This window comes from Stenotrophomonas sp. 109824_Sma, assembly GCF_056480025.1.
The window spans coordinates 1-21,180 of record NZ_CM151078.1; the positions used below are offsets into that span (position 1 = coordinate 1).

The following is a 21,180-nucleotide window of genomic DNA, read 5'->3' on the forward strand; positions in this document are numbered from 1 at the left end:
ATGGATGCCTGGTCCCGTAGTCTCGAGCGCCTCGAAGCGGAGTTCCCGCCGGAAGACGTTCATACCTGGTTGAAGCCGCTGCAGGCCGATCTGCGCGTGGACAGCCTGGTGCTGTATGCACCGAATGCCTTCATCGTCGACCAGGTCCGCGAGCTGTACCTGGCCCGGATCCGCGAGCTGCTGGCTCATTTCGCTGGCTTCAGCGACGTTTTTCTTGAAATCGGCTCGCGCCCGCGCCCCGTGGAGGCGCAGAACACGCCGGTTTCCACGCCGTCGGCGCATGTTTCCAGCGAACCGCAGGTGCCCTTCGCCGGCAATCTGGACAACCACTACACGTTCGCCAACTTCGTTGAAGGCCGCAGCAACCAGCTGGGCCTGGCCGCTGCCTTCCAGGCGGCGCAGAAGCCGGGCGACCGTGCGCACAACCCGCTGCTGCTGTACGGAGGCACCGGCCTGGGCAAGACCCACCTGATGTTCGCCGCCGGCAATGCCATGCGCCAGGCCAACCCGGGGGCGAAGGTGCTGTACCTGCGTTCGGAGCAGTTCTTCAGCGCGATGATCCGGGCCCTGCAGGAAAAGACCATGGATCAGTTCAAGCGCCAGTTCCAGCAGGTGGATGCGCTGCTGATCGATGACATCCAGTTCTTCGCCGGCAAGGACCGCACCCAGGAAGAGTTCTTCCACACCTTCAACGCGTTGTTCGATGGCAAGCAGCAGATCATCCTGACCTGCGACCGCTATCCGCGCGAAGTCGAAGGCCTGGAAGCGCGCCTGAAGTCGCGGCTTGCCTGGGGCCTGTCGGTCGCGATCGAACCGCCGGACTTCGAGACCCGCGCCGCGATCGTGCTGGCCAAGGCACGCGAACGCGGTGCCGAGATTCCCGATGATGTTGCGTTCCTGATCGCCAAGAAGATGCGCTCCAACGTGCGCGACCTCGAAGGTGCGCTCAATACCCTGACCGCCCGCGCCAATTTCACCGGCCGCGCGATCACTACCGAATTCGCCCAGGAAACCCTGCGCGACCTGCTGCGCGCCCAGCAGCAGGCGATCAGCATTCCCAACATCCAGAAAACCGTTGCCGACTACTACGGCCTGCAGATCAAGGATCTGCTGTCGAAGCGTCGGACCCGCTCGCTGGCCCGCCCCCGCCAGGTCGCCATGGCCCTGACCAAGGAACTGACCGAGCACAGCCTGCCCGAGATCGGCGACGCCTTTGCCGGTCGCGATCACACCACGGTGCTGCATGCCTGCCGCCAGATCCGGACCCTGATGGAAACCGACGGCAAGCTCCGCGAGGACTGGGACAAGCTGATCCGGAAGCTGAGCGAATGATGCACGGATGCCGATGAGGCGTCATCGCACAAAACGGTGCAGAATCCGGTAGCAAGCGCGGGACACGTTGTGGATAAAAATGGCGTTTGAAATCGCGCGGGATTTATCCACAGCTTTCCCCACCCCCTGGGGGTCGGTAATACAGAGGGTTTCGAGGTCTGAAATTCTTTTATTTACAAAGACTTAGCGTTGTTTTCCAGCGATTCTGTCTCTACCAGCACCACCAAGCTTTTGATTTATTCCACATTTTTTAAAGCATAGGGGCACGGAACCACATGCGTTTCACACTGCAGCGCGAAGCCTTTCTCAAGCCGTTGGCACAGGTCGTCAACGTGGTCGAACGCCGCCAGACCCTTCCGGTTCTGGCCAATTTCCTGGTCCAGGTGCAGAACGGCCAGCTGTCGCTGACCGGTACCGACCTGGAAGTGGAGATGGTGTCGCGGATCGCGGTTGAAGATGCCCAGGACGGCGAAACCACCATCCCCGCCCGCAAGCTGTTCGAGATCATCCGCGCCCTGCCCGACGGCAGCCGGATCACCGTCTCGCAGACCGGTGACAAGATCACCGTGCAGGCCGGCCGCAGCCGCTTCACCCTGGCCACCCTGCCCTCCAACGACTTCCCGTCGGTTGACGAAGTGGAAGCCACCGAGCGCGTGGCCATCGGCGAAGCGACCCTGAAGGAACTGATCGAACGCACCGCGTTCGCGATGGCCCAGCAGGACGTGCGCTACTACCTCAACGGCCTGCTGTTCGATCTGCGCGGCGATGCCCTGCGTACCGTCGCCACCGACGGCCACCGCCTGGCGCTGTGTGAAACCGATCTGGCCAAGCCCAGCGGTTCCAAGCGCCAGATCATCGTGCCGCGCAAGGGCGTAACCGAACTGCAGCGCCTGCTGGAAAGCGGCGATCGCGAGATCGAGCTGGAAGTCGGCCGCAGCCACGTCCGGGTCAAGCGCGACGATGTCACCTTCACCTCGAAGCTGATCGACGGCCGTTTCCCGGACTACGAAGCGGTGATTCCGATCGGCGCCGACCGCGAAGTGAAGGTTGATCGCGAAGCGCTGCGTGCCTCGCTGCAGCGTGCCGCGATCCTGTCCAACGAGAAGTACCGCGGCATCCGCGTGGAAGTCTCGCCGGGCAACCTGAAGATCAGCGCGCACAACCCGGAGCAGGAAGAAGCCCAGGAAGAGATCGAAGCCGACACCACGGTCAGCGATCTGGCCATCGGCTTCAACGTGAACTACCTGCTGGATGCCCTTTCCGCCCTGCGCGATGAGGAAGTCATCATCCAGCTGCGCGACTCCAACTCCTCGGCGCTGGTGCGTGAATCGAGCAGCGAGAAGTCGCGACATGTGGTGATGCCGCTGCGTCTGTGACAGCAGCGTTGTTCCACGTGGAACCGAAGGACGCCCGGGATCTTCCCGGGCGTTTTTTTTTAGGTTCCACGTGGAGCATTGAAGGCGAACCATTGAGCTGGATCCTGTCCAGCCGGGAGTTCCCTGTCGGTGGATGCTTGATGGCTCCCACTGATCCTTCCGCGACGGTTGCACTGGAGACGCTGGATAGCGGGCCATGTGTGCATGGATCACTCCTAATCGCTTTGGGCTGCAGCCGCAGGAATCTCAGATCGAGCTTCCATCTCCTGCGTCCCCATCAGCCAGCGGTTGGAACGCGACTCTGAAAGTTCGCAGCCCTTCTGGAAACGCCACTGTCCACAGCCCTGGTTTAGGGCAGATCGGGTCAAGCCTAGCTTCTAAATCTGGGTATAAATCTAAAGCATGGTGGTGATGGTAGAGCCAGATCTCGTGGAAAAATGCCTTATCTAATTGATTTAAAAGAAATTTATGCGCGTGAAACCCCCTGTATAGAGGTACCTCAGGCTGGGGGGGAACCTGTGGATAGTTTTAAGGACGAGGTAAAAGGCCTTTTTTATCCACAGATTGCCCATACCTTGTGTATAAGTCATACATGCCCGCTGTGGACAGCGTGAAACTGTCGGCATGAATTTCTTGAAATCTGTGGAACCGTCCAGGAGAGGGCGTCGTAGATTTCAAGAAATCTGCGGGTCATGCAGAGCGACTGTCGAAGTGGTGGCGCGCAAGTGGGGCGCGATGAGCCGTGAAATCGTTGAATTCTGAGGGTCTACACCCTGCCACCCACTGCAGATTTGAAGATTTCCAGGACAGTTCAGGGCTGTGATAACGGCCCGCGTTGAGGCGGCGCCACGTGGAACACGCGATCCGGATCCGGCCTTGTTGAGCCCATCGGCTCGGCAGCCGCTTCGGGCCGTGTCGGCTTGACCGATGCAGTAAGCTGATGGATTCCCTGTCCCTCTACCGCCCCGTGCGGATGGTCCTTCGCGCCCCATGCTTATCCGCCGCCTCGCCCTGCACCAACTGCGTCGCTTCAGTGCGGTGGATCTGTCGCCCCAGCCAGGATTGAACCTGCTGACCGGCGACAACGGTGCCGGCAAGACCAGCGTGCTCGAGGCCCTGCATCTTATGGCTTATGGACGCAGCTTCCGAGGTCGTGTCCGCGATGGATTGGTGCGCCAGGGCCAGGAAGCGCTGGAGATCTTCGTGGAATGGGACGAACAACGCGCCAATCACCCGCCGCACCGCCGAAAGGCCGGCCTGCGCCACAGTGGGCAGGACTGGAAGGGACGTTTGGACGGCGAAGACGTGGCCCAGCTTGGCAATCTGTGCGCCGCGCTTGCGGTCGTCACGTTCGAGCCAGGCAGCCATGCGTTGGTCAGCGGAGGTGGTGAACCCCGCCGCCGCTTCCTCGATTGGGGCTTGTTCCACGTGGAACCTGATTTCCTGTCCCTGTGGCGTCGGTACTCGCGGGCACTGAAACAGCGCAATGCCCTGCTCAAGCAGGGTGGCCCGTCGCGGATGCTGGATACCTGGGATCACGAACTGGCCGAAGCCGGCGAACCCCTGACCAGCCGCCGCCAGCACTACCTGGAGCGTCTGCAGCAGCGCACCGTGGCTCTGGCTTCCAGCCTGGCCCCGCAACTCGGCATTCAGGCACTGGAACTCAGCCCGGGCTGGCGTCGGCACGAGCTCCCGCTGGCCGATGCCCTGCTTCTGGCCCGGGAACGTGACCGCCAGGCCGGGTACACCTCGGTCGGCCCGCACCGCGCAGACTGGAGCGTGGATTTCCACAGCATTCCTGGTCGCGATGCGCTGTCCCGCGGCCAGGCCAAGCTGACGGCATTGGCCTGCCTGCTGGCGCAGGCTGAGGACTATGCCGAGCAGCGCGGCGAATGGCCGGTGATCGCGCTGGACGATCTGGCCTCGGAGCTGGATCGCACCCACCAGGCGCGGGTTCTGGAGCGCCTGCTCAATGGACCGGCACAGATCTTCATCACCGCCACCGAAACGCCGGCGGCGCTGGAAGAACTGACCCACATCGCCCGGTTCCACGTGGAACATGCACAGATCGTGGCTGTGCCATAGTGGGCACACCAGGGCCGCTCGACCCCGGCTGGTATAATTCGGGTTGGAATCCTTTCATTCTCGGCGCATCGCTCCAAGCGGTGGCCGACCTGCGGAGCCTACGGCAAGCGCAATGAGCGACGAACAGAACACCCCGGCAAACAACGGCAATTACGACGCCAACAGCATTACCGCCCTGGAAGGCCTGGAGGCTGTCCGCAAGCGTCCCGGCATGTACATCGGCGACGTGCATGACGGCACCGGTCTGCACCACATGGTGTTCGAGGTCGTCGACAACTCGATCGACGAAGCGCTGGCCGGCCACGCCGACCACGTTGCAGTGACGATCCACGCCGACGGCTCGGTTTCGGTATCCGACAACGGCCGCGGTATCCCGACCGGCAAGCACGAGCAGATGAGCGCCAAGCTCGGTCGCGAAGTGTCCGCCGCCGAAGTGGTCATGACCGTCCTGCACGCAGGCGGCAAGTTCGACGACAACAGCTACAAGGTTTCCGGCGGCCTGCACGGCGTCGGCGTCAGCGTGGTCAACGCGCTGTCGCAGAAGCTGCTGGTGGACGTGTTCCAGAACGGCTCCCACTACCAGCAGGAATTCAGCAACGGCGCAGCCGTGACCGCACTGGCCAAGCTGGAAGCCACTACCAAGCGTGGCACCACCGTGCGCTTCTGGCCGTCGACCGTCGCCTTCCACGACAACGTGGAATTCCACTACGACATCCTGGCCCGCCGCCTGCGCGAGCTGTCGTTCCTGAACTCCGGCGTCAAGATCGTCCTGGCCGACGAGCGCGGCGATGGCCGTCGCGATGACTTCCACTACGAAGGCGGCATCCGCAGCTTCGTGGAGCATCTGGCCCAGCTGAAGACTCCGCTGCACCCGAACGTCATCTCGGTCACCGGCGAGCACAACGGCATCGTCGTGGATGTGGCGCTGCAGTGGACCGACTCCTACCAGGAGACGATGTACTGCTTCACCAACAACATTCCGCAGAAGGACGGCGGTACCCACCTCGCCGGCTTCCGCGGTGCGCTGACCCGTGTGCTCAACAACTACATCGAGCAGAACGGCATCGCCAAGCAGGCCAAGATCAACCTGACCGGCGATGACATGCGCGAAGGCATGATCGCGGTGCTGTCGGTAAAGGTGCCGGACCCGAGCTTCTCCAGCCAGACCAAGGAAAAGCTGGTCAGCTCCGACGTGCGCCCGGCGGTGGAAAACGCCTTCGGCGCGCGCCTGGAAGAGTTCCTGCAGGAAAACCCGAACGAAGCCAAGGCGATCGCCGGCAAGATCGTCGACGCCGCGCGTGCGCGTGAAGCGGCGCGCAAGGCCCGCGACCTGACCCGCCGCAAGGGCGCGCTGGATATCGCCGGCCTGCCGGGCAAGCTGGCCGACTGCCAGGAAAAGGATCCGGCGCTGTCCGAACTGTTTATCGTCGAGGGTGACTCGGCAGGTGGCTCGGCCAAGCAGGGCCGCAACCGCAAGAACCAGGCGGTGCTGCCGCTGCGCGGCAAGATCCTCAACGTGGAACGCGCACGCTTCGACCGCATGCTGTCCTCCGACCAGGTCGGTACGCTGATCACCGCCCTGGGTACCGGCATCGGCCGTGACGAGTACAACCCGGACAAGCTGCGTTACCACAAGATCATCATCATGACCGACGCCGACGTCGACGGCGCCCACATCCGCACCCTGCTGCTGACGTTCTTCTACCGTCAGATGCCGGAGCTGATCGAGCGCGGTTACGTCTACATCGGCCTGCCGCCGCTGTACAAGATCAAGCAGGGCAAGCAGGAGCTGTACCTGAAGGACGACCCGGCGCTGGACAGTTACCTGGCCAGCAGTGCGGTGGAAAACGCCGCGCTGGTGCCGGCCACCGGCGAACCGGGCATCGAAGGCCTGGCGCTTGAAAAGCTGCTGCTGGCCTATGCCGCCGCGCTCGATTCCATCGAACGCAACGCCCACCGCTATGACCGCAACCTGCTCGAAGCGCTGGTCGATTTCGTGCCGATGGACATGGACAGCCTGCGCAATGCCGGCGAAGGCGAAGGCCTGGATGCGCTGGCCAAGCGCCTCAACCAGGGCAGCCTGGGCAGCCCGCGTTTCAGCCTGGAACTGCAGGACGCCAACGAGGAGCGCCCCGCCGCCGTGCTGGTGACCCGTCGCCACATGGGCGAGCAGCACATCCAGGTGCTGCCGATGTCGGCGTTCGAAAGCGGCGAGCTGCGCGCGATCCATCAGGCCTCCAAGCTGCTGCACGGCCTGGTGCGCGAAGGAGCGACGATTTCCCGCGGCGCCAAGTCGATCGAAGTCGACAGCTTCGCCAAGGCGCAGAACTGGCTGCTCGAGGAGGCCAAGCGCGGCCGTCAGATCCAGCGATTCAAGGGTCTGGGTGAAATGAATCCGGAGCAGTTGTGGGATACCACGGTGAACCCGGAAACCCGTCGCCTGCTGCAGGTGCGTATCGAAGACGCGGTCGCCGCCGACCAGATTTTCAGCACCCTGATGGGCGATGTGGTCGAACCGCGTCGCGACTTCATCGAAGACAATGCGCTGAAGGTCGCCAACCTGGATATCTGACACAATCGGGACCTGGCCGGTGCGCGGGGAGCTGCACCGGCCTTCGTCCCTTGAACGCAGGTACCTGATGTCCGCATCCGCCCCGGTCTCCGCCGCCCCGCCTCCGGTTCCGCCGGCGTCTACCCCGCCGCGCGCCGTGGCACCGTTGGCAGGTTTCTTCATCGACCTGGGCATCGCCGCCGTCACGCTGGTCGGCCTGAGCATGGTCACTGGCCTGTTCTGGGGCTTCTACCGTGCGATCGTGGTCAGCCGCGCGAACGCCGCGGCCAATGGCGGCGCACTGACACCCGATGCCGTCGGCACGGCAGTGGGCCAGCCCGGTGCCCTGGCGCAGATCCTGATGGCCCTGATCGCCACCGGTGGCGCCGCACTGCTGCTGTACTTCTGGCGCCGCCCGGCGAACGCCGGCGAACGCCTGGCCTCGCGACAGGCGCTGCAGCGGCCTTCCACCTGGGGCTGGACCCTGCTGGTGGCCACGCTGATCGTCCTTGGCAGCAACGGCATCGCCTTCCTTTCCAAGCAGTTCGGCATCGAGCCGGTGCCCACCAACGTGGAACTGATGCAGAGCGCGATCGCGCGCTTCCCGTTGTTCCTGGTGTTGTTTGCGGTCGTCCTCGCCCCCGCCTACGAAGAGCTGCTGTTCCGCCGTGTCCTGTTCGGGCGCCTGTGGCAGGCCGGTCGCCCCTGGCTGGGCCTCATCCTCAGCAGCCTGGCGTTCGCCCTGGTCCATGAAGTGCCCGGTGTCAGCAAGAACTCATTGCTGGGCATGGCGCAGCTGTGGCTGGTGTACGGCGGCATGGGCGCCGCCTTCTGCTGGCTGTACCGGCGCACCGGCACGCTGTGGGCAGCGATCACCGCGCACGCACTGAACAACGCTGTCGCCCTTGCCGCGATGGTGTTCCTGGGGTCAACGTAAGGCCGTGCCCGCTTGACGAAAGATTAAGCAGGTAGGCTACACACTGCGCACATGAACACGGGGGCGGACCCATGAAACAACTGCTGCTGGCTCTAGTCATCACCACCGTGGTCAGTGCCTGTGCGACCACCACCTCGCCAACCGGAAGACGGCAGATGGTCGGCGGCGTGTCGCAGGCACAGCTGGACCAGCTGGGTGCGCAGGCGTTCGCCGAGACCAAGCAGAAAGAGAAGATCAGCACTGATGGCCGCCAGAACGGCTATGTGCAGTGCGTGGTCAATGCCCTGGTCGCGCAGTTGCCGCCTCAGTACCGTGGCGTACGGTGGGAGACGGCCGTGTTCGTCGACAAGGAACCGAACGCCTTTGCCCTGCCTGGCGGCAAAGTGGGCGTGAACACCGGCATCTTCACCGTCGCCAAGAACCAGGACCAGCTGGCTGCCGTGATCGGCCATGAGATCGGCCATGTCATCGCGCGTCACCACGAAGAACGCATCACCCGCCAGATGGGCGCGCAGACCGGCCTGGCCGTGCTGGGCGCGCTGGCTGGTGCCGCCTATGGCGATGGCGCCGCCAGTACGGTCAACCAGCTGGGCGGGATGGGCGCGCAGACGGCCTTCCTGTTGCCGGGCTCGCGGACCCAGGAAAGCGAGGCAGACGTGATTGGCCAGCGGCTGATGGCGCAGGCCGGATTCAACCCGGCCCAGGCCGTGGACCTGTGGCAGAACATGATGGCCGCCAGCGGCGGTCGCAGCCCGCAATGGCTGTCCACCCACCCCGATCCGGCCAACCGGATCCAGGAGCTGCGACGTGATGCACCGGGCCTGACGCCGGTCTATCAGCAGGCGCAGGCGGCCGGGCTGCGGCCAAAGTGCGGATGAGTGCGCAGTTCTATGCTGTATTGCAGCACATAAAACGATTTCTCACGCCATCTGTTTCTGATACGTTTGGCGGCTCAGATTTTTCTGACAGTCCGACTTTGCCGCTATCCGGCGGTTCGATCGAGGTGAACGATGATTTTCCGTAACCACAAAGCTGTGCTTTCCGTCCTCGTCGCGACCGCCCTGACCGGCGCCGTGGTCACCGATGCCTTTGCGCAGTCCTCGCGTTCCTCCGACCGTGGCAGCCGCGGCGGCAGCAGCAAGCAGGCCAAGGCCGAACCGCTGTACCCGAACGCGACCCGCCAGGAGCCGACCGCCAAGGCCTCGGCCAAGATGGGCAGCAAGCTGCAGAAAATGATCGACAGCTACAACAAGGAAAAGTTCCCGGAGACGCGCGAACAGGCTGACGCGATCCTGGCCGACAGCGCTTCCAACGAGTACGACAAGTCGCTGGCCGCGCAGCTGGCCTCGCAGGCCGCGTACCAGACCGACGACGTGCCGGGCGCCATCGCGTATCTGAAGCAGGTGATCCAGTTCAACGGCCTGGACAACAACGGGCACTTCCAGTCGATGCTGATGCTGGGCCAGCTGCAGCTGCAGGAAGACAAGACCGCCGAAGGCCTGGCCACCCTGGACAAGTACTTCGCCGAGAGCAAGTCGACCAAGCCGGAAGAGCTGATCGCCAAGGGCCAGGCGCTGTACCAGCTGGAGCGCTACCAGGAAGCGATCCCGGTGCTGAAGCAGGCCATCGCCGGCGCCGCCGAGCCGAAGGACAACTGGAACCAGCTGCTGATGGCGGCCCTGTCCGAAGCCGGCCAGACCGGCGAGGCCGTGCAGGCCGCGGAAGCGCTGGCGGCCAAGAACCCGACGGACAAGAAGGCCCAGCTGAATCTGGCCAACATGTACATGCAGGCTGACCAGATGCCGAAGGCCGCCGCGGTGATGGACAAGCTGCGCAGCAGCGGCCAGCTCACCGAAGAGCGCGAGTACAAGCAGCTGTACTCGATCTATGCCAACACCGAGAACAAGGAAAAGGACGTCATCGCGGTCATCAACGAAGGGTTGCAGAAGGGCATCCTGAAGCCGGATTACCAGGTCTACCTGGCGCTGGCCCAGTCCTACTACTACTCCGACCAGGTGCCGCAGGCGATCGATGCGTGGCAGAAGGCCGCCCCGCTCTCCAAGGACGGTGAGACCTACCTGAACCTGGCACGCGTCCTGCATGCCGAAGGTCGCGTCCCCGAGGCCAAGCAGGCCGCCCAGCAGGCGCTGGCGAAGGGCGTGAAGAACCAGGCTGATGCCAAAAAAATCATCAACCTGAAGTAAGTAGGAATAACGCCTGAATGCCTGCTCAGTTGATGCGCAGGCGCTCAGGATTGGTATAAGCTTGGAGGTTCCTGCGGTGTCATGCACCGCTGATCAGGGATCCCGCCCCCGGGATTCCGGCCCCACTATTGAGCTCTTGGCGCATGACGGAACAACTAGTCGTTCACCGGTACGAACAACCCGATGACAAGGGGCTGAGCTGGCCTCGCATCGTCGGCATCGCGTTTGTAATCGCCCTGCATCTGGCCGCCTTCATGATGCTCCTGATCCCCGCTGTGGCCCCCAAGGCCGTGGCTGAGAAGGAGCGTAACGTCATGGTGACCATCGTCGACGCACCGCCGCCGCCGCCCCCGCCGCCGCCGCCGCCGCCGCCGACCGATACTCCGCCGCCGCCGGTGAAGAATCTGTCGCCGCCGAAGCCGTCGCCGGTCCCGCCGCCGCCGCAGGCGCCGGTCGTGGACGTGCCGGAACCGCGTCCGAACGACATCGTCACCCCGCCGTCGCCGCCGTCGCCGCCGGCTCCGCCGACCTCGATCGAGGCCAGCGTGGACATCTCGTCGAAGGCCATGAATCCGCCGCGCTACCCGCCGGCAGCCTTCCGCGCTGGTATCCAGGGCGAAGTGATCCTGATCATTGATGTCGATGCCAGCGGCAACGTCACCAATGTCACGGTGGAAAAGTCCAGCCGTAACCGCGACCTGGACCGTGCTGCGATGGAAGCGGCTCGCAAGTGGCGCTTCAACGCCGCTGAATCTGGCGGTAAGAAGGCGGCAGGTCGCGTTCGCGTCCCGGTCAACTTTGCGCTGAACTGATGCGCCCGGGTGGCCGCCTGGCCACCCCCGCTCCCAGTTCGATTGTTTAGCTTAGCTACACCCTTTATCACCACACACAACAAAGGTAAGCGTCATGCTGCAGGAAATTTTCATCGCCGCTGCTGCCGGGGGCAATCCGTCCAACGCCCTGTCGCAGATGGGCTTCGAGCACCTGATCCACGAAATGACCACCAAGCCGGGTGATTTCGCGGTTTCCTGGGTCGTGCTGCTGACCCTGATCGCCATGTCGGCCATGTCCTGGTACTGGACCGTCATCAACATCTTCCGTGCCACCCGCCTGAAGAGCGCCGCTGATCGCGTCGTCAGCCTGTTCTGGGACACCCCGAACGCGCAGGACGCCATCCGTGCGATGGAAGAACAGCCGGCTTCGGAGCCGTTCTCGAAGATCGCCCTGGACGCTGCCCAGGCAGCTGCCCACCACCAGCGCGCTGAAGGCGGTGCTACCGGCGGCGTCGGTGAGAACCTGAGCCGTTCGGAGTTCGTCGACCGCGCTCTGCGTCAGGCCGTCACCCGCGAAAGCAACAAGCTGCAGTCGGGCATGACCCTGCTGGCCACCGTCGGCGCAACCGCTCCGTTCGTCGGTCTGCTGGGTACCGTGTGGGGCATCTACGGCGCGCTGATCAAGATCGGTGCCACCGGCTCCGCTTCGATCGACGCCGTTGCCGGCCCGGTGGGTGAAGCGCTGATCATGACCGCGATCGGTCTGTTCGTCGCAATCCCGGCCGTGTTCGCCTTCAACTTCTTCAGCAAGATCAACAGCGCGACCATCAGCAAGTTCGACACCTTCGCGCACGACCTGCACGACTTCTTCGCCACCGGTTCGCGCGTCCGCTAATTGCGGCGCGCGTCACCCAGCGACGAAGTAAGTAGTCACCAAGATCTAGACGGAGCCCGTTATGGCTTTCAGTAGTGGTAACAGCGGCGGCCCCATGGCCGACATCAACGTTACGCCCCTCGTGGACGTGATGCTGGTGCTGCTGATCATCTTCATCATCACGGCGCCCCTGATGTCCCACAAGGTCAAGGTGGATCTGCCGGAAGCCAACCTGATCCAGAAGCCGGAAGATGCTGAAAAGCGTCCGAACCCGATCACGCTGGCAGTCAAGGAAGACGGCTCGATCTACTGGAACGACGAAGAAATCAACAAGCAGACTCTCGAGTCCCGCTTGGCGACCGCCGCCCAGCAGACCCCGCAGCCGCCGCTGAACCTGCGTGGTGACCGCACCACCAAGATGCGCGTCATCAACGACCTGACCAAGGTCGCGCAGGAGCAGGGCATGCTGGACGTCGGCTTCGTCGCGACCAAAGAAAAGGGGCAATAAGCCATGGCATTCAGTAGTGGTGGTGGCAAGGGCCCCATGGCAGACATCAACGTCACGCCCCTCGTGGACGTGATGCTGGTTCTGCTGATCATCTTCATCGTGACCGCGCCGATCATGACGTACCCGATCGCCGTGGACCTGCCGCAGCGCGTGCTCAACCCACCGCCGCAGCTGGTCGAACCGCCGCCGCCGATCGAACTGAAGATCGACGCCAGCAACCAGGTCTCGTGGAACAACAGCCCGATCAATACCAGCGAGCTGCAGCAGCGGATGGAGCAGGAGGTCCAGCGTGACCCGACCAACCAGCCGGAACTGCGCATCGACGCCAGCCCGGATTCCGAGTACGACGTGATGGCCAAGGTTCTGGCCGCCGCGAAGAATGCTCAGATGAAGAAGATCGGTTTTGTGCAGCAGTAAACGCTACACCGCAACACAACAGTCATGACGCGACTGCAGACGCCCCTGGAAACAGGGGCGTCTTTTTTGTGCCCGAGGGGTCCCATCGGGGTCAGATCCCTTTTCCTGCGGAAAAGGGACCTGACCCCAACAGGCAGCATGCGCCGCTATGATCGGCGGATGCTCGCCCTCTTCGACTCCCTGCGCCATTGGCTCGACGGCATCGCCCACCTCGGCACGATCCTGGCGGTGGCCTATCTGCTGTACCTGTTCGCGCTGGCGGGCTGGATCATGCTGCAGAAGCGCGAGCCGGTGGCCACGCTGAGCTGGATCCTGTCGTTGGCGCTGCTGCCCTACCTGGGGCTCTTCATCTACTACCTGCTGGGCCCGCAGAAGGTGAAGCGGCAGCGGCTGCGCCGTGGCCGCGCCCGCTCGGGCATGGAGCACTACAGTGACGTCTGCCCGCCGGATTCGGACTGCACCGAGCTGGCCAAGGTTGCCCAGGCCACCACCGGGCTGGCGCCCAGCAGTGCCACCGAGGTGACCTGGCTGGTCGACGGCGCAGCCACCTACGCCGCGCTGCTCGACGCGATCGCGCAGGCGCGCGACCACGTGCACCTGGAGTACTACATCTTCAATCCCGACCACGCCGGCACCGCTCTGCGTGATGCCCTGGTCGAGCGTGCGCAGGCCGGTGTGCAGGTGCGCCTGCTGCTGGATGCGGTCGGCTCCTCCGCCCTGCCCCGCCGCTTCCTGCAACCCCTGCTGGATGCCGGCGGTGAAGCGATCTGGTTCCACCCGCGGCAGCTGCTGAAGCCGTTCAAGCGCCCGTGGCTGAACCTGCGCACGCACCGCAAGCTGGTGATCGTCGACGGTCGCCTCGCCTTCACCGGCGGCATCAACATCACTGACGAGGAAGACGAGAGCCGCAGGCCAGACGCCTACCGCGACCTGCACATGCGTATCCGCGGCCATGTGGTGCGCAGCCTGCAGCTGGTGTTCGCCGAGGACTGGCTCTACGCCAGCGGCCAGGACCACTCCCGTTTCGACATCGCCCGCCTGTGGCCGGCCGACATGCCGCTGCGCGCGGATGGACCGATCAGCGCACAGGTGCTGGTGTCCGGGCCCGACTCGGGCTGGGAGACCATCCATCGCCTGCATGTGGCGGCGATCCAGGAAGCGCATGAGCGGGTGTGGCTGGTCACGCCCTATTTCGTGCCGGGCGAAGCGGCGCGGATGGCACTGACCTCGGCTGCACTGGGCGGCCTGGACGTGCGCCTGCTGGTACCGAAGATGAGCGATTCCTGGTTCGTCACCCAGGCCGCACGCTCGTACTTCGACGAGCTGTTGCATGCTGGCGTGAAGATCTACGAATACGGCCCGCGGATGCTGCATACCAAGGCGTTCATTGCCGATGACGATGTCTGCATTGTCGGCAGTGCCAACTTCGACCATCGCAGCTTCCGGCTGAACTTCGAGCTGTCGATGATGATCAGCGACCGTGACCGTGTCGCCGCGCTGGCCGAACTGCTGCAGGGCGAATTCGACCGCGCCACTCGGGTGCATGACCAGGCCGGCCGCTCGCTATGGCTGCACCGCCTGCCCGAGGCCTTCGCCCGGCTGGCCTCGCCGCTGCTCTGACGCAGCGCTACACTGCGGCGATCATCCGGGGAGCCCGACTATGTACTGGTTGTACCTGCTGCTGGCGCTGGGCTGCTTTGCCTTCGCGCTGAAGACCCCGAGCGCGGGGTTGATGACCCTGTGCCTGCTGGCTGCCCTGGCCTTCCTGCTGGCCTGGGTACGCGGCCGCTACGTGGCCCGTTTCGGCGACCTGCAGCGTGACCCGGCCACCCTGATCGATGCCGAAGAGCTGCGCCGCCTGCGCGAACAGGCCCAGGCCCGCCGCAGCGACGACCACAACGACCACGACCCATCCCCTCTTTCCAAGTAGTCCCGTTCCATGACCCAGCTCAGCGTCAACGTCAACAAGATCGCCGTCCTGCGCAATTCGCGCGGCGGCGCCGAACCGGACGTGGTGCGCGCCGCCCAGGCCTGCCTGGATGCCGGTGCACATGGCATCACCGTGCACCCGCGGCCGGACCGCCGCCACATCACCGCCGAGGACGTGCTGGCCCTGTCCACGTTGACCCGCGCGCGTGGCGTTGAATTCAACATCGAAGGCAATCCGTTCGCGCCGCCGCGCGAGGGCTACCCGGGGCTGCTGCCGCTGTGCGAACAGACCCGCCCGGCGCAGGCCACCCTGGTACCCGATGGTGATGGGCAGATCACCTCCGACCACGGTTTCGACTTCGCGCGGGATGCCGAGCGGCTGCGCCCACTGATCGCCGAACTGAAAGCGATGGGCTGCCGGGTCAGCCTGTTCGTCGACGCGGGCAACCCGCTGCTGGAGCAGGCGGCCGACGTGGGTGCGGACCGCATCGAGCTGTATACCGGGCCCTATGCGGAGGCGCATGCGGCTGGCGACGCCGACGCGATGCTGGCGTTGTTCGCCACTGCCGCCCGCCGCGCGCAGGCCGTCGGCCTCGGCGTCAATGCTGGCCACGACCTGTCGCAGGACAACCTGCGCGACTTCCTGGCCCATGTGCCGGAGGTGCTGGAGGTGTCGATCGGCCACGCGCTGATCGGCGAGGCGCTGTATGACGGGCTGGATGCCACCGTGCGCGGGTACCTGGCGCTGCTCTGACCCCTCCCCTGTAGAGTCGAGCCATGCTCGACTCCATTTCCCATCCGTCCGGAGGCAGTCGAGCATGGCTCGCCTCTACGAGGGGGCTGAACCCTTCAGGCGGCCGTCGCAGCCATTGAGACGGTGGCGACGTACCCTGCCGCAATGGGTATTGCGATCAAGGGCCGAGGTTCCACGTCCCACCTTGCCGGGCGCTTTGAAAGCACCGTCAGCGAGGCGGTGGACGACGGCTGGGCGGTCGACGAGAGCGAGGAATTCCTCGCCCCGCGCCTGCGCACTGAAGTGCGCGCCGAAACCGCGCGCAGCATCATCACCCGCAACAACTCGCCGGACGTCGGCTTCAGCCAGTCGGTGAATCCGTACCGCGGTTGCGAGCACGGGTGCTCGTACTGCTTTGCACGCCCCTCGCATGCCTATCTGAATCTGTCGCCGGGCCTGGACTTCGAGACCAAGCTGTTCGCCAAGACCAATGCGCCGCAACTGCTGCGCAAGGAACTGTCGAAGCCGGGTTACGTGCCGCAGCCGATCGCGCTGGGCATCAACACCGATGCGTACCAGCCGATCGAACGCAAGTTCAAGCTGACGCGCCAACTGATTGAAGTGATGCTGGAGACCAAGCATCCGTTCTCGCTGATCACCAAGAACGCACTGGTCGAGCGCGACATCGATCTGCTCGCGCCGCTGGCCGCGGAGAACCTGGTCAGCGTGCATTTCTCGGTGACCTCGCTGGATCCGCATCTCTCCGCGAAGCTGGAACCGCGCGCATCAGCGCCACATGCACGGCTGCGCGCGATGAAACGCCTGCATGACGCTGGCATTCCGGTCGGTGTGATGGTGGCGCCGGTGATTCCGTGGATCAACGACAGTGAGCTGGAAGCCGTGCTGGAGGCCGCACACGATGCAGGTGCGAGCACCGCCGGCTACGTGCTGCTGCGCCTGCCGCTGGAAGTGGCACCGCTGTTCCGCGACTGGCTGGATACGCACCATCCCGATCGCGCTGCGCATGTGATGAGCACCATCCAGCAGCTGCGTGGCGGCAAGGACTACGACAGCCGGTTCGGCACCCGCATGCGCGGCCAGGGCGTATATGCCGATCTGTTGAACAACCGCTTCAAGCTGGCGCGCAAACGGTTGGGATTCAATGCACAGAACAGCCACTGGCCGAAGCTGGATTGCAGCCGGTTCCAGAAGCCGCTGCCGCCGAAGAAGGATACGCCGCAGGGCAGTCTGTTCTAGGACGCTGGACCGCAGTGCGACCCACCGGTAACAATCCAAGCCTTGCCGCATCGCCTGGTGTTGTACACGATGAAATGCAGTCACTGCTTCCGTGCCAGTGGTCTTCTTCTATGCCTTGCGACCCTGCAGGTCCAGGCCCGCGCCCTGCACGAATGCATCGTCGTTCCGCAGGCCACGGTCGTCACTGACATGCCGGCTGGCCTGGACGAGTTCGAACAGCGTTTGTGGACAGCAAATGCGGGTCAGGTGGTGAGCAAGGGCACCGACACCCTTCTTCTGCTTCGCCTGTTCTCGGAATCACCGGGCGTGATGGATTCCCAAGAGTTCACCAAGGTCACCGGTATCCTGAAGGGATACACTCCGTCCGCTGAAGGGATTCCGGAGGTGCTCGACGCACGCATGACCAGTGGTGGCGCGGGCTTCGCGCACAAGGGAGACTACTGGTTGTCCGATTCGGCGGATATCGAGCTACATCGACCGCACAAGCGCGATAGTCCGATGGAAGTCAAAGTGACGTCTGTCGGATGGAACAGCTATCGAAAAGAAGACCGTTCCTTCTATCTCCAGTTCACCTGTCAACCCAGGGAAATCCCCGTCGAGAAGCTCAGTGCCTGGCAAGGTGGCAACGGCAATCTCTGGCGGTCTTTTGGACCGACCAAGTAGCTGCGACAGTCTCACCCTCCCCCAAACAACTTCTGCGCACTCTGGAACAGGATCCAGCTCGTCGCGATGAACTTGTCGCCGCGCTGCGGCCGATTGCCGCGATGGGTATGAGTAAACGCCGTCGGTGCAATCAGCAGGCTGCCAGTACGTGGCGCGATCTTGCGGCCCTGGAACAGGAACTCGGTTTCGCCTTCGTCGAAGTCGTCGTTGAGGTACAGCGTCCACAGCACATGCCGGTGCAGGGTCTCGGCCTGGGCATCCTTGGGGTACAGCTCGCAGTGCCAGTACGGGTAGCCGCCCTCGCCTGCCGCATACCACTGCAGGTTGATTGCACCCGGGCGCAGGCAGGTACGGGCCAGGTCGGCCAGCTGCTGCGGCGGCATGTCGGGAAAGTCCTCGGCAGACAGGCGTCGCGGTTGGCCGTTGCTGTCCTGGATCTGCAACATCAGCGGGGCGATCAACGCCTGTGGATAACGGCGTAGATAAGTCAGTAGGCCGTTGAACACCGCAATCTGCAGCTGCTGGTCGACGTCCTGCCAGCCGTCCAGGCCACTGATGCGCAGATCCTTGCTGTGCTTGAGTTCCGGGAACACGCCACTGCCCACCGCACCGGGCAGCAGGCCACGCGTGGCACGCATGCGCTCGATGATCGCCGCGCAGACCTCGCTGGGGACGGCGTTGTGGATGACTTCGATGAAATCGACCGGGCCCTGCTCGTGCATGCGTGCATTCCTTAGGCGGCAACGGCTTGATGGTGCCGTTTGCCGCCCTCGGTGTCACCCCACGGTCATGTCATCGTTCTGCCACGACCGCTGTCGGAGGAACTGCCTCAGCCCTGCGCGTCGTCGTGCGCGTGGTGGTAGCGCACGGCCTCGGCCACTTCCTCGCGCGAACCGAGGAACACCGGCACGCGCTGGTGCAGCTGGTCGGGCTGGATGTCGAGGATGCGCTCGCGGCCGGTCCAGGCAGCGCCGCCGGCCTGTTCGACCAGCAGGCCCATCGGGTTGGCTTCGTACATCAGGCGCAGTTTGCCGGCCTTGGACGGATCCTTCTTGTCCCACGGGTAGATGAAGATGCCGCCGCGGGTCAGGATGCGATGCACGTCGGCCACCATGCTGGCGATCCAGCGCATGTTGAAGTTCTTGCCGCGTGCGCCTTCCTTGCCCGCCAGCAGGTCGCCGACGTACGCCTGCATCGGCGCTTCCCAGTGACGCTGGTTGGACATGTTGATGGCGAATTCCTGGGTGGCCGCCGGAATCTGCATGTTCTCGGTGGTCAGCACGAACTCGCCCTTCTCGCGGTCGAGGGTGAAGGCGTGGGTGCCATGGCCGACGGTCAGCACCAGCTGGGTGCTGGGCCCATAGATGCAGTAACCGGCGGCGATCTGCTTGCTGCCCGGCTGCAGGAACGCGTCATCGCCCGGCAGTTCGACGTTGGTCGGGCAGCGCAGCACCGAGAAGATGGTGCCGACGGAGACGTTGACGTCGATGTTGGAGCTGCCATCGAGGGGATCGAACAGCAGCAGGAAATCACCGCGCGGATAGATGTCCGGCACCGGCTGGCTGTGGTCCATTTCCTCCGAGGCGCAGGCGGCGAGGTGGCCACCCCAGGCGTTGGCCTCGAGCAGGATCTCGTTGCTGATGACGTCCAGCTTCTTCTGCGCTTCACCCTGCACGTTGCCGGTACCGGCGTCGCCGAGCACGCCACCGAGGGCGCCCTTGCTGACGGCGATGGAGATGCTGGTGCAGGCGCGGGCGACGACCGCGATCAGCTGGCGCAGGTCGGCATTGATGCGGCTGGCGTGCTGTTCCTGGATCAGGAAGCGGGTCAACGAAGTACGGGACATGAGCGGGCAGGTCTCGGCAGCGGGAAAACGCCTATTGTCGCCCGTATGGCGGGGCCGTGCGTGAGCGCGGGAAGGCGTAATCGTTTCCAGATGCGTTGCGCTCGTGGCGCCTTCCTTTTGTCGAGGCGCGTGGAAGGGGGAGGCGATGCAGGACACGCTGCAAGTACGTCCATGTAAGCTCGATGGCGCCATCCATGGCGCCAACGGTCCTGCATCACCTCCCCCTCCCACGCGCTTCAGGGTTCGCCGCGAGCGCGGTGGGGATGGCAAAGGCAAGAGCAAGAGCAAGAGCAAAAAACAAAGGCGCCTTTCGGCGCCTTTGTCTTCAAACCACTGGAGCGTTGCTTCAGCCCTTGGCGACGGTGGCCACGGCCTTGGCGACGTATTCCAGGTTGTTCTGGTTCAGCGCGGCCACGCAGATGCGGCCGGTGCCGACGGCGTAGATGCCGAACTCGTCGCGCAGGCGCTCGACCTGCTCACGGCTCAGGCCGGAGTAGGAGAACATGCCGGCCTGCTCGTTGATGAAGCCGAACTGCGGTGCACCTGCAGCGGCCAGCTTCTCGACCAGGCCATGGCGCAGGGCGTGGATGCGCTCGCGCATCTCGGTCAGCTCCTGCTCCCACATCGCGCGCAGTTCCGGGTTGGTCAGCACGCCGGCCACCAGTGCAGCACCGTGGGTGGACGGGCTGGAGTAGATGGTGCGGATCACGCGCTTGACCTGCGACTGCACGGCCTTGGCGTCAGCGGCGGTCGGCGCCACCATCGACAGCGCACCCACACGTTCGCCATACAGCGAGAACGACTTGGAGTACGAGTTGGCGACGATGAAGCTGTCGATGCCGGCTTCGGCGATGATGCGCACGGCGGCGCCGTCCTGCTCGATGCCCTTGTCGAAGCCCTGGTAGGCCATGTCGATGAAGGGGAACAGCTGGCGGTCCTTCAGCAGCTGTGCGACCTGCTTCCACTGGCTGACCGTGAGGTCGGCACCGGTGGGGTTGTGGCAGCAGGCGTGCAGCAGCACCACGGTGCCGGCGTCCAGCTTGCCCAGGTCGGCCAGCAGGGCATCGAAGTTGACGCCATGCGTGGTCGGGTCGAAGTAGGAATACTCCACCACCTCGAAGCCGGCCGCGCTGAACACGGCGCGGTGGTTTTCCCAGCTCGGGTTGCTCAGCGCAACGGTGGCGTGCGGCAGCAGCTTCTTCAGCACGTCGGCGCCAACACGCAGCGCACCGCTGCCACCGACGGTCTGTGCGGTGGTGACGCGGCCGGCGGCCAGCAGCGGCGAGTCCTTGCCGAACACCAGCTCACGCGTGGCCTGCGTGTACGCCGGCAGGCCATCGATCGGCAGGTAGCCGCGCGGTTTGGCTTCAGCGGCAAGCTGCTGCTCGATCTGCTTGACGGCGCGCAGCAGCGGAATGCGGCCGCTCTCGTCGTAGTAGATGCCCACACCCAGGTTGACCTTGGTCGGGCGGCTGTCGGCGTTGTACGCCTCGGTCAGGCCCAGGATCGGGTCGCCTGGGACCAGTTCCACGTTTGCAAAGAAGGACACGGCGGTACTCGTTCGGTAGACGGAAAGGGGGAGGAAGTGCGCTACGCGGCTTGCGGCTTTTCGGCCGGAAACAGCCCATCGTAACAAAGCCTGCCGGGGCTGGCCGCCGCCATCGTCATCTGCCGCCCCGTACCATGGCGTGCGTT

General features: G+C 64.3%; 19 protein-coding genes. 16 read left to right on the forward strand and 3 right to left on the reverse strand.

The genetic code is table 11. The features are described 5' to 3' along the window. The 16 genes from dnaA (at window position 1) to ACZK1G_RS00080 (ending at window position 17,639) form a co-directional block, all read left to right on the forward strand. Window positions 1-1,332: a chromosomal replication initiator protein DnaA gene (gene dnaA, locus ACZK1G_RS00005; protein WP_014035414.1), complete on the forward strand. Its 1,332-nt coding sequence runs from the start codon at window positions 1-3 to the stop codon at window positions 1,330-1,332. Between the two features lie 275 nt (window positions 1,333-1,607). Then, window positions 1,608-2,708, forward strand: coding sequence for a DNA polymerase III subunit beta (gene dnaN, locus ACZK1G_RS00010; protein WP_005411731.1), 1,101 nt, complete (start codon window positions 1,608-1,610; stop codon window positions 2,706-2,708). A gap of 990 nt (window positions 2,709-3,698) precedes the next feature. After that, window positions 3,699-4,793: a DNA replication/repair protein RecF gene (recF, locus tag ACZK1G_RS00015; protein WP_075675780.1), complete on the forward strand. Its 1,095-nt coding sequence runs from the start codon at window positions 3,699-3,701 to the stop codon at window positions 4,791-4,793. Window positions 4,794-4,905: 112 nt separating this feature from the next. Continuing rightward, window positions 4,906-7,365: a DNA topoisomerase (ATP-hydrolyzing) subunit B gene (gene gyrB, locus ACZK1G_RS00020; protein ID WP_014035416.1), complete on the forward strand. Its 2,460-nt coding sequence runs from the start codon at window positions 4,906-4,908 to the stop codon at window positions 7,363-7,365. A 67-nt stretch (window positions 7,366-7,432) separates the two neighbouring features. After that, window positions 7,433-8,281, forward strand: coding sequence for a CPBP family intramembrane glutamic endopeptidase (locus ACZK1G_RS00025; RefSeq protein ID WP_049446813.1), 849 nt, complete (start codon window positions 7,433-7,435; stop codon window positions 8,279-8,281). A gap of 71 nt (window positions 8,282-8,352) precedes the next feature. Continuing rightward, window positions 8,353-9,159: a M48 family metallopeptidase gene (locus tag ACZK1G_RS00030; protein WP_049446811.1), complete on the forward strand. Its 807-nt coding sequence runs from the start codon at window positions 8,353-8,355 to the stop codon at window positions 9,157-9,159. Between the two features lie 132 nt (window positions 9,160-9,291). Further along, window positions 9,292-10,485, forward strand: a complete 1,194-nt coding sequence (locus ACZK1G_RS00035; protein WP_014035419.1) for a tetratricopeptide repeat protein — start codon at window positions 9,292-9,294, stop codon at window positions 10,483-10,485. A gap of 143 nt (window positions 10,486-10,628) precedes the next feature. Beyond that, a complete protein-coding gene (locus ACZK1G_RS00040; protein WP_008265902.1) occupies window positions 10,629-11,297 on the forward strand; it encodes an energy transducer TonB in 669 nt (222 codons plus the stop codon). A 94-nt stretch (window positions 11,298-11,391) separates the two neighbouring features. Further along, window positions 11,392-12,153, forward strand: coding sequence for a TonB-system energizer ExbB (gene exbB / locus ACZK1G_RS00045; RefSeq protein WP_005411738.1), 762 nt, complete (start codon window positions 11,392-11,394; stop codon window positions 12,151-12,153). A 61-nt stretch (window positions 12,154-12,214) separates the two neighbouring features. After that, window positions 12,215-12,640, forward strand: a complete 426-nt coding sequence (locus tag ACZK1G_RS00050; protein WP_005421196.1) for an ExbD/TolR family protein — start codon at window positions 12,215-12,217, stop codon at window positions 12,638-12,640. 3 nt (window positions 12,641-12,643) lie between these two features. Then, a complete protein-coding gene (locus tag ACZK1G_RS00055; RefSeq protein ID WP_005411740.1) occupies window positions 12,644-13,057 on the forward strand; it encodes an ExbD/TolR family protein in 414 nt (137 codons plus the stop codon). A gap of 159 nt (window positions 13,058-13,216) precedes the next feature. Beyond that, window positions 13,217-14,677 carry a cardiolipin synthase gene (gene cls, locus ACZK1G_RS00060; RefSeq protein WP_042358375.1) on the forward strand — a complete coding sequence of 487 codons (1,461 nt, stop codon included), beginning with the start codon at window positions 13,217-13,219 and terminating at the stop codon, window positions 14,675-14,677. Between the two features lie 40 nt (window positions 14,678-14,717). Further along, the gene (locus tag ACZK1G_RS00065) at window positions 14,718-14,987 is read left to right on the forward strand and encodes a hypothetical protein (RefSeq protein WP_049446808.1); all 270 of its coding nucleotides are present in this window, start codon (window positions 14,718-14,720) and stop codon (window positions 14,985-14,987) included. A 9-nt stretch (window positions 14,988-14,996) separates the two neighbouring features. Continuing rightward, window positions 14,997-15,740 (forward strand): pyridoxine 5'-phosphate synthase, encoded by a 744-nt coding sequence (locus ACZK1G_RS00070; protein WP_014035423.1) that lies wholly within the window; start codon window positions 14,997-14,999, stop codon window positions 15,738-15,740. 144 nt (window positions 15,741-15,884) lie between these two features. Next, window positions 15,885-16,976, forward strand: a complete 1,092-nt coding sequence (locus ACZK1G_RS00075) for a PA0069 family radical SAM protein (protein ID WP_197622038.1) — start codon at window positions 15,885-15,887, stop codon at window positions 16,974-16,976. A gap of 42 nt (window positions 16,977-17,018) precedes the next feature. Next, window positions 17,019-17,639 (forward strand): hypothetical protein, encoded by a 621-nt coding sequence (locus ACZK1G_RS00080; RefSeq protein WP_233490818.1) that lies wholly within the window; start codon window positions 17,019-17,021, stop codon window positions 17,637-17,639. An 11-nt stretch (window positions 17,640-17,650) separates the two neighbouring features. Here ACZK1G_RS00080 and ACZK1G_RS00085 read toward each other — a convergent pair whose 3' ends face one another. The 3 genes from ACZK1G_RS00085 to ACZK1G_RS00095 form a co-directional block, all read right to left on the reverse strand. Next, entirely contained in the window at window positions 17,651-18,361 is a 711-nt protein-coding gene (locus tag ACZK1G_RS00085; protein WP_101764628.1) for a 2OG-Fe(II) oxygenase, read from the reverse strand. A 107-nt stretch (window positions 18,362-18,468) separates the two neighbouring features. After that, complete coding sequence (locus ACZK1G_RS00090) at window positions 18,469-19,485, reverse strand: class 1 fructose-bisphosphatase (RefSeq protein WP_101764629.1); 1,017 nt, start codon at window positions 19,483-19,485, stop codon at window positions 18,469-18,471. A gap of 346 nt (window positions 19,486-19,831) precedes the next feature. Further along, entirely contained in the window at window positions 19,832-21,034 is a 1,203-nt protein-coding gene (locus tag ACZK1G_RS00095) for an amino acid aminotransferase (RefSeq protein WP_101764630.1), read from the reverse strand. Window positions 21,035-21,180: the final 146 nt, after the last annotated feature.

Coding starts and splice junctions, on each gene's coding strand:
- dnaA (WP_014035414.1), top strand. CDS start 1: ATGGATGCCTGGTCCCGTAGTCTCGAGCGCCTCGAAGCGGAGTTCCCG.
- dnaN (WP_005411731.1), top strand. CDS start 1,608: ATGCGTTTCACACTGCAGCGCGAAGCCTTTCTCAAGCCGTTGGCACAG.
- recF (WP_075675780.1), top strand. CDS start 3,699: ATGCTTATCCGCCGCCTCGCCCTGCACCAACTGCGTCGCTTCAGTGCG.
- gyrB (WP_014035416.1), top strand. CDS start 4,906: ATGAGCGACGAACAGAACACCCCGGCAAACAACGGCAATTACGACGCC.
- ACZK1G_RS00025 (WP_049446813.1), top strand. CDS start 7,433: ATGTCCGCATCCGCCCCGGTCTCCGCCGCCCCGCCTCCGGTTCCGCCG.
- ACZK1G_RS00030 (WP_049446811.1), top strand. CDS start 8,353: ATGAAACAACTGCTGCTGGCTCTAGTCATCACCACCGTGGTCAGTGCC.
- ACZK1G_RS00035 (WP_014035419.1), top strand. CDS start 9,292: ATGATTTTCCGTAACCACAAAGCTGTGCTTTCCGTCCTCGTCGCGACC.
- ACZK1G_RS00040 (WP_008265902.1), top strand. CDS start 10,629: ATGACGGAACAACTAGTCGTTCACCGGTACGAACAACCCGATGACAAG.
- exbB (WP_005411738.1), top strand. CDS start 11,392: ATGCTGCAGGAAATTTTCATCGCCGCTGCTGCCGGGGGCAATCCGTCC.
- ACZK1G_RS00050 (WP_005421196.1), top strand. CDS start 12,215: ATGGCTTTCAGTAGTGGTAACAGCGGCGGCCCCATGGCCGACATCAAC.
- ACZK1G_RS00055 (WP_005411740.1), top strand. CDS start 12,644: ATGGCATTCAGTAGTGGTGGTGGCAAGGGCCCCATGGCAGACATCAAC.
- cls (WP_042358375.1), top strand. CDS start 13,217: ATGCTCGCCCTCTTCGACTCCCTGCGCCATTGGCTCGACGGCATCGCC.
- ACZK1G_RS00065 (WP_049446808.1), top strand. CDS start 14,718: ATGTACTGGTTGTACCTGCTGCTGGCGCTGGGCTGCTTTGCCTTCGCG.
- ACZK1G_RS00070 (WP_014035423.1), top strand. CDS start 14,997: ATGACCCAGCTCAGCGTCAACGTCAACAAGATCGCCGTCCTGCGCAAT.
- ACZK1G_RS00075 (WP_197622038.1), top strand. CDS start 15,885: ATGGGTATTGCGATCAAGGGCCGAGGTTCCACGTCCCACCTTGCCGGG.
- ACZK1G_RS00085 (WP_101764628.1), bottom strand. CDS start 18,361: ATGCACGAGCAGGGCCCGGTCGATTTCATCGAAGTCATCCACAACGCC.
- ACZK1G_RS00090 (WP_101764629.1), bottom strand. CDS start 19,485: ATGTCCCGTACTTCGTTGACCCGCTTCCTGATCCAGGAACAGCACGCC.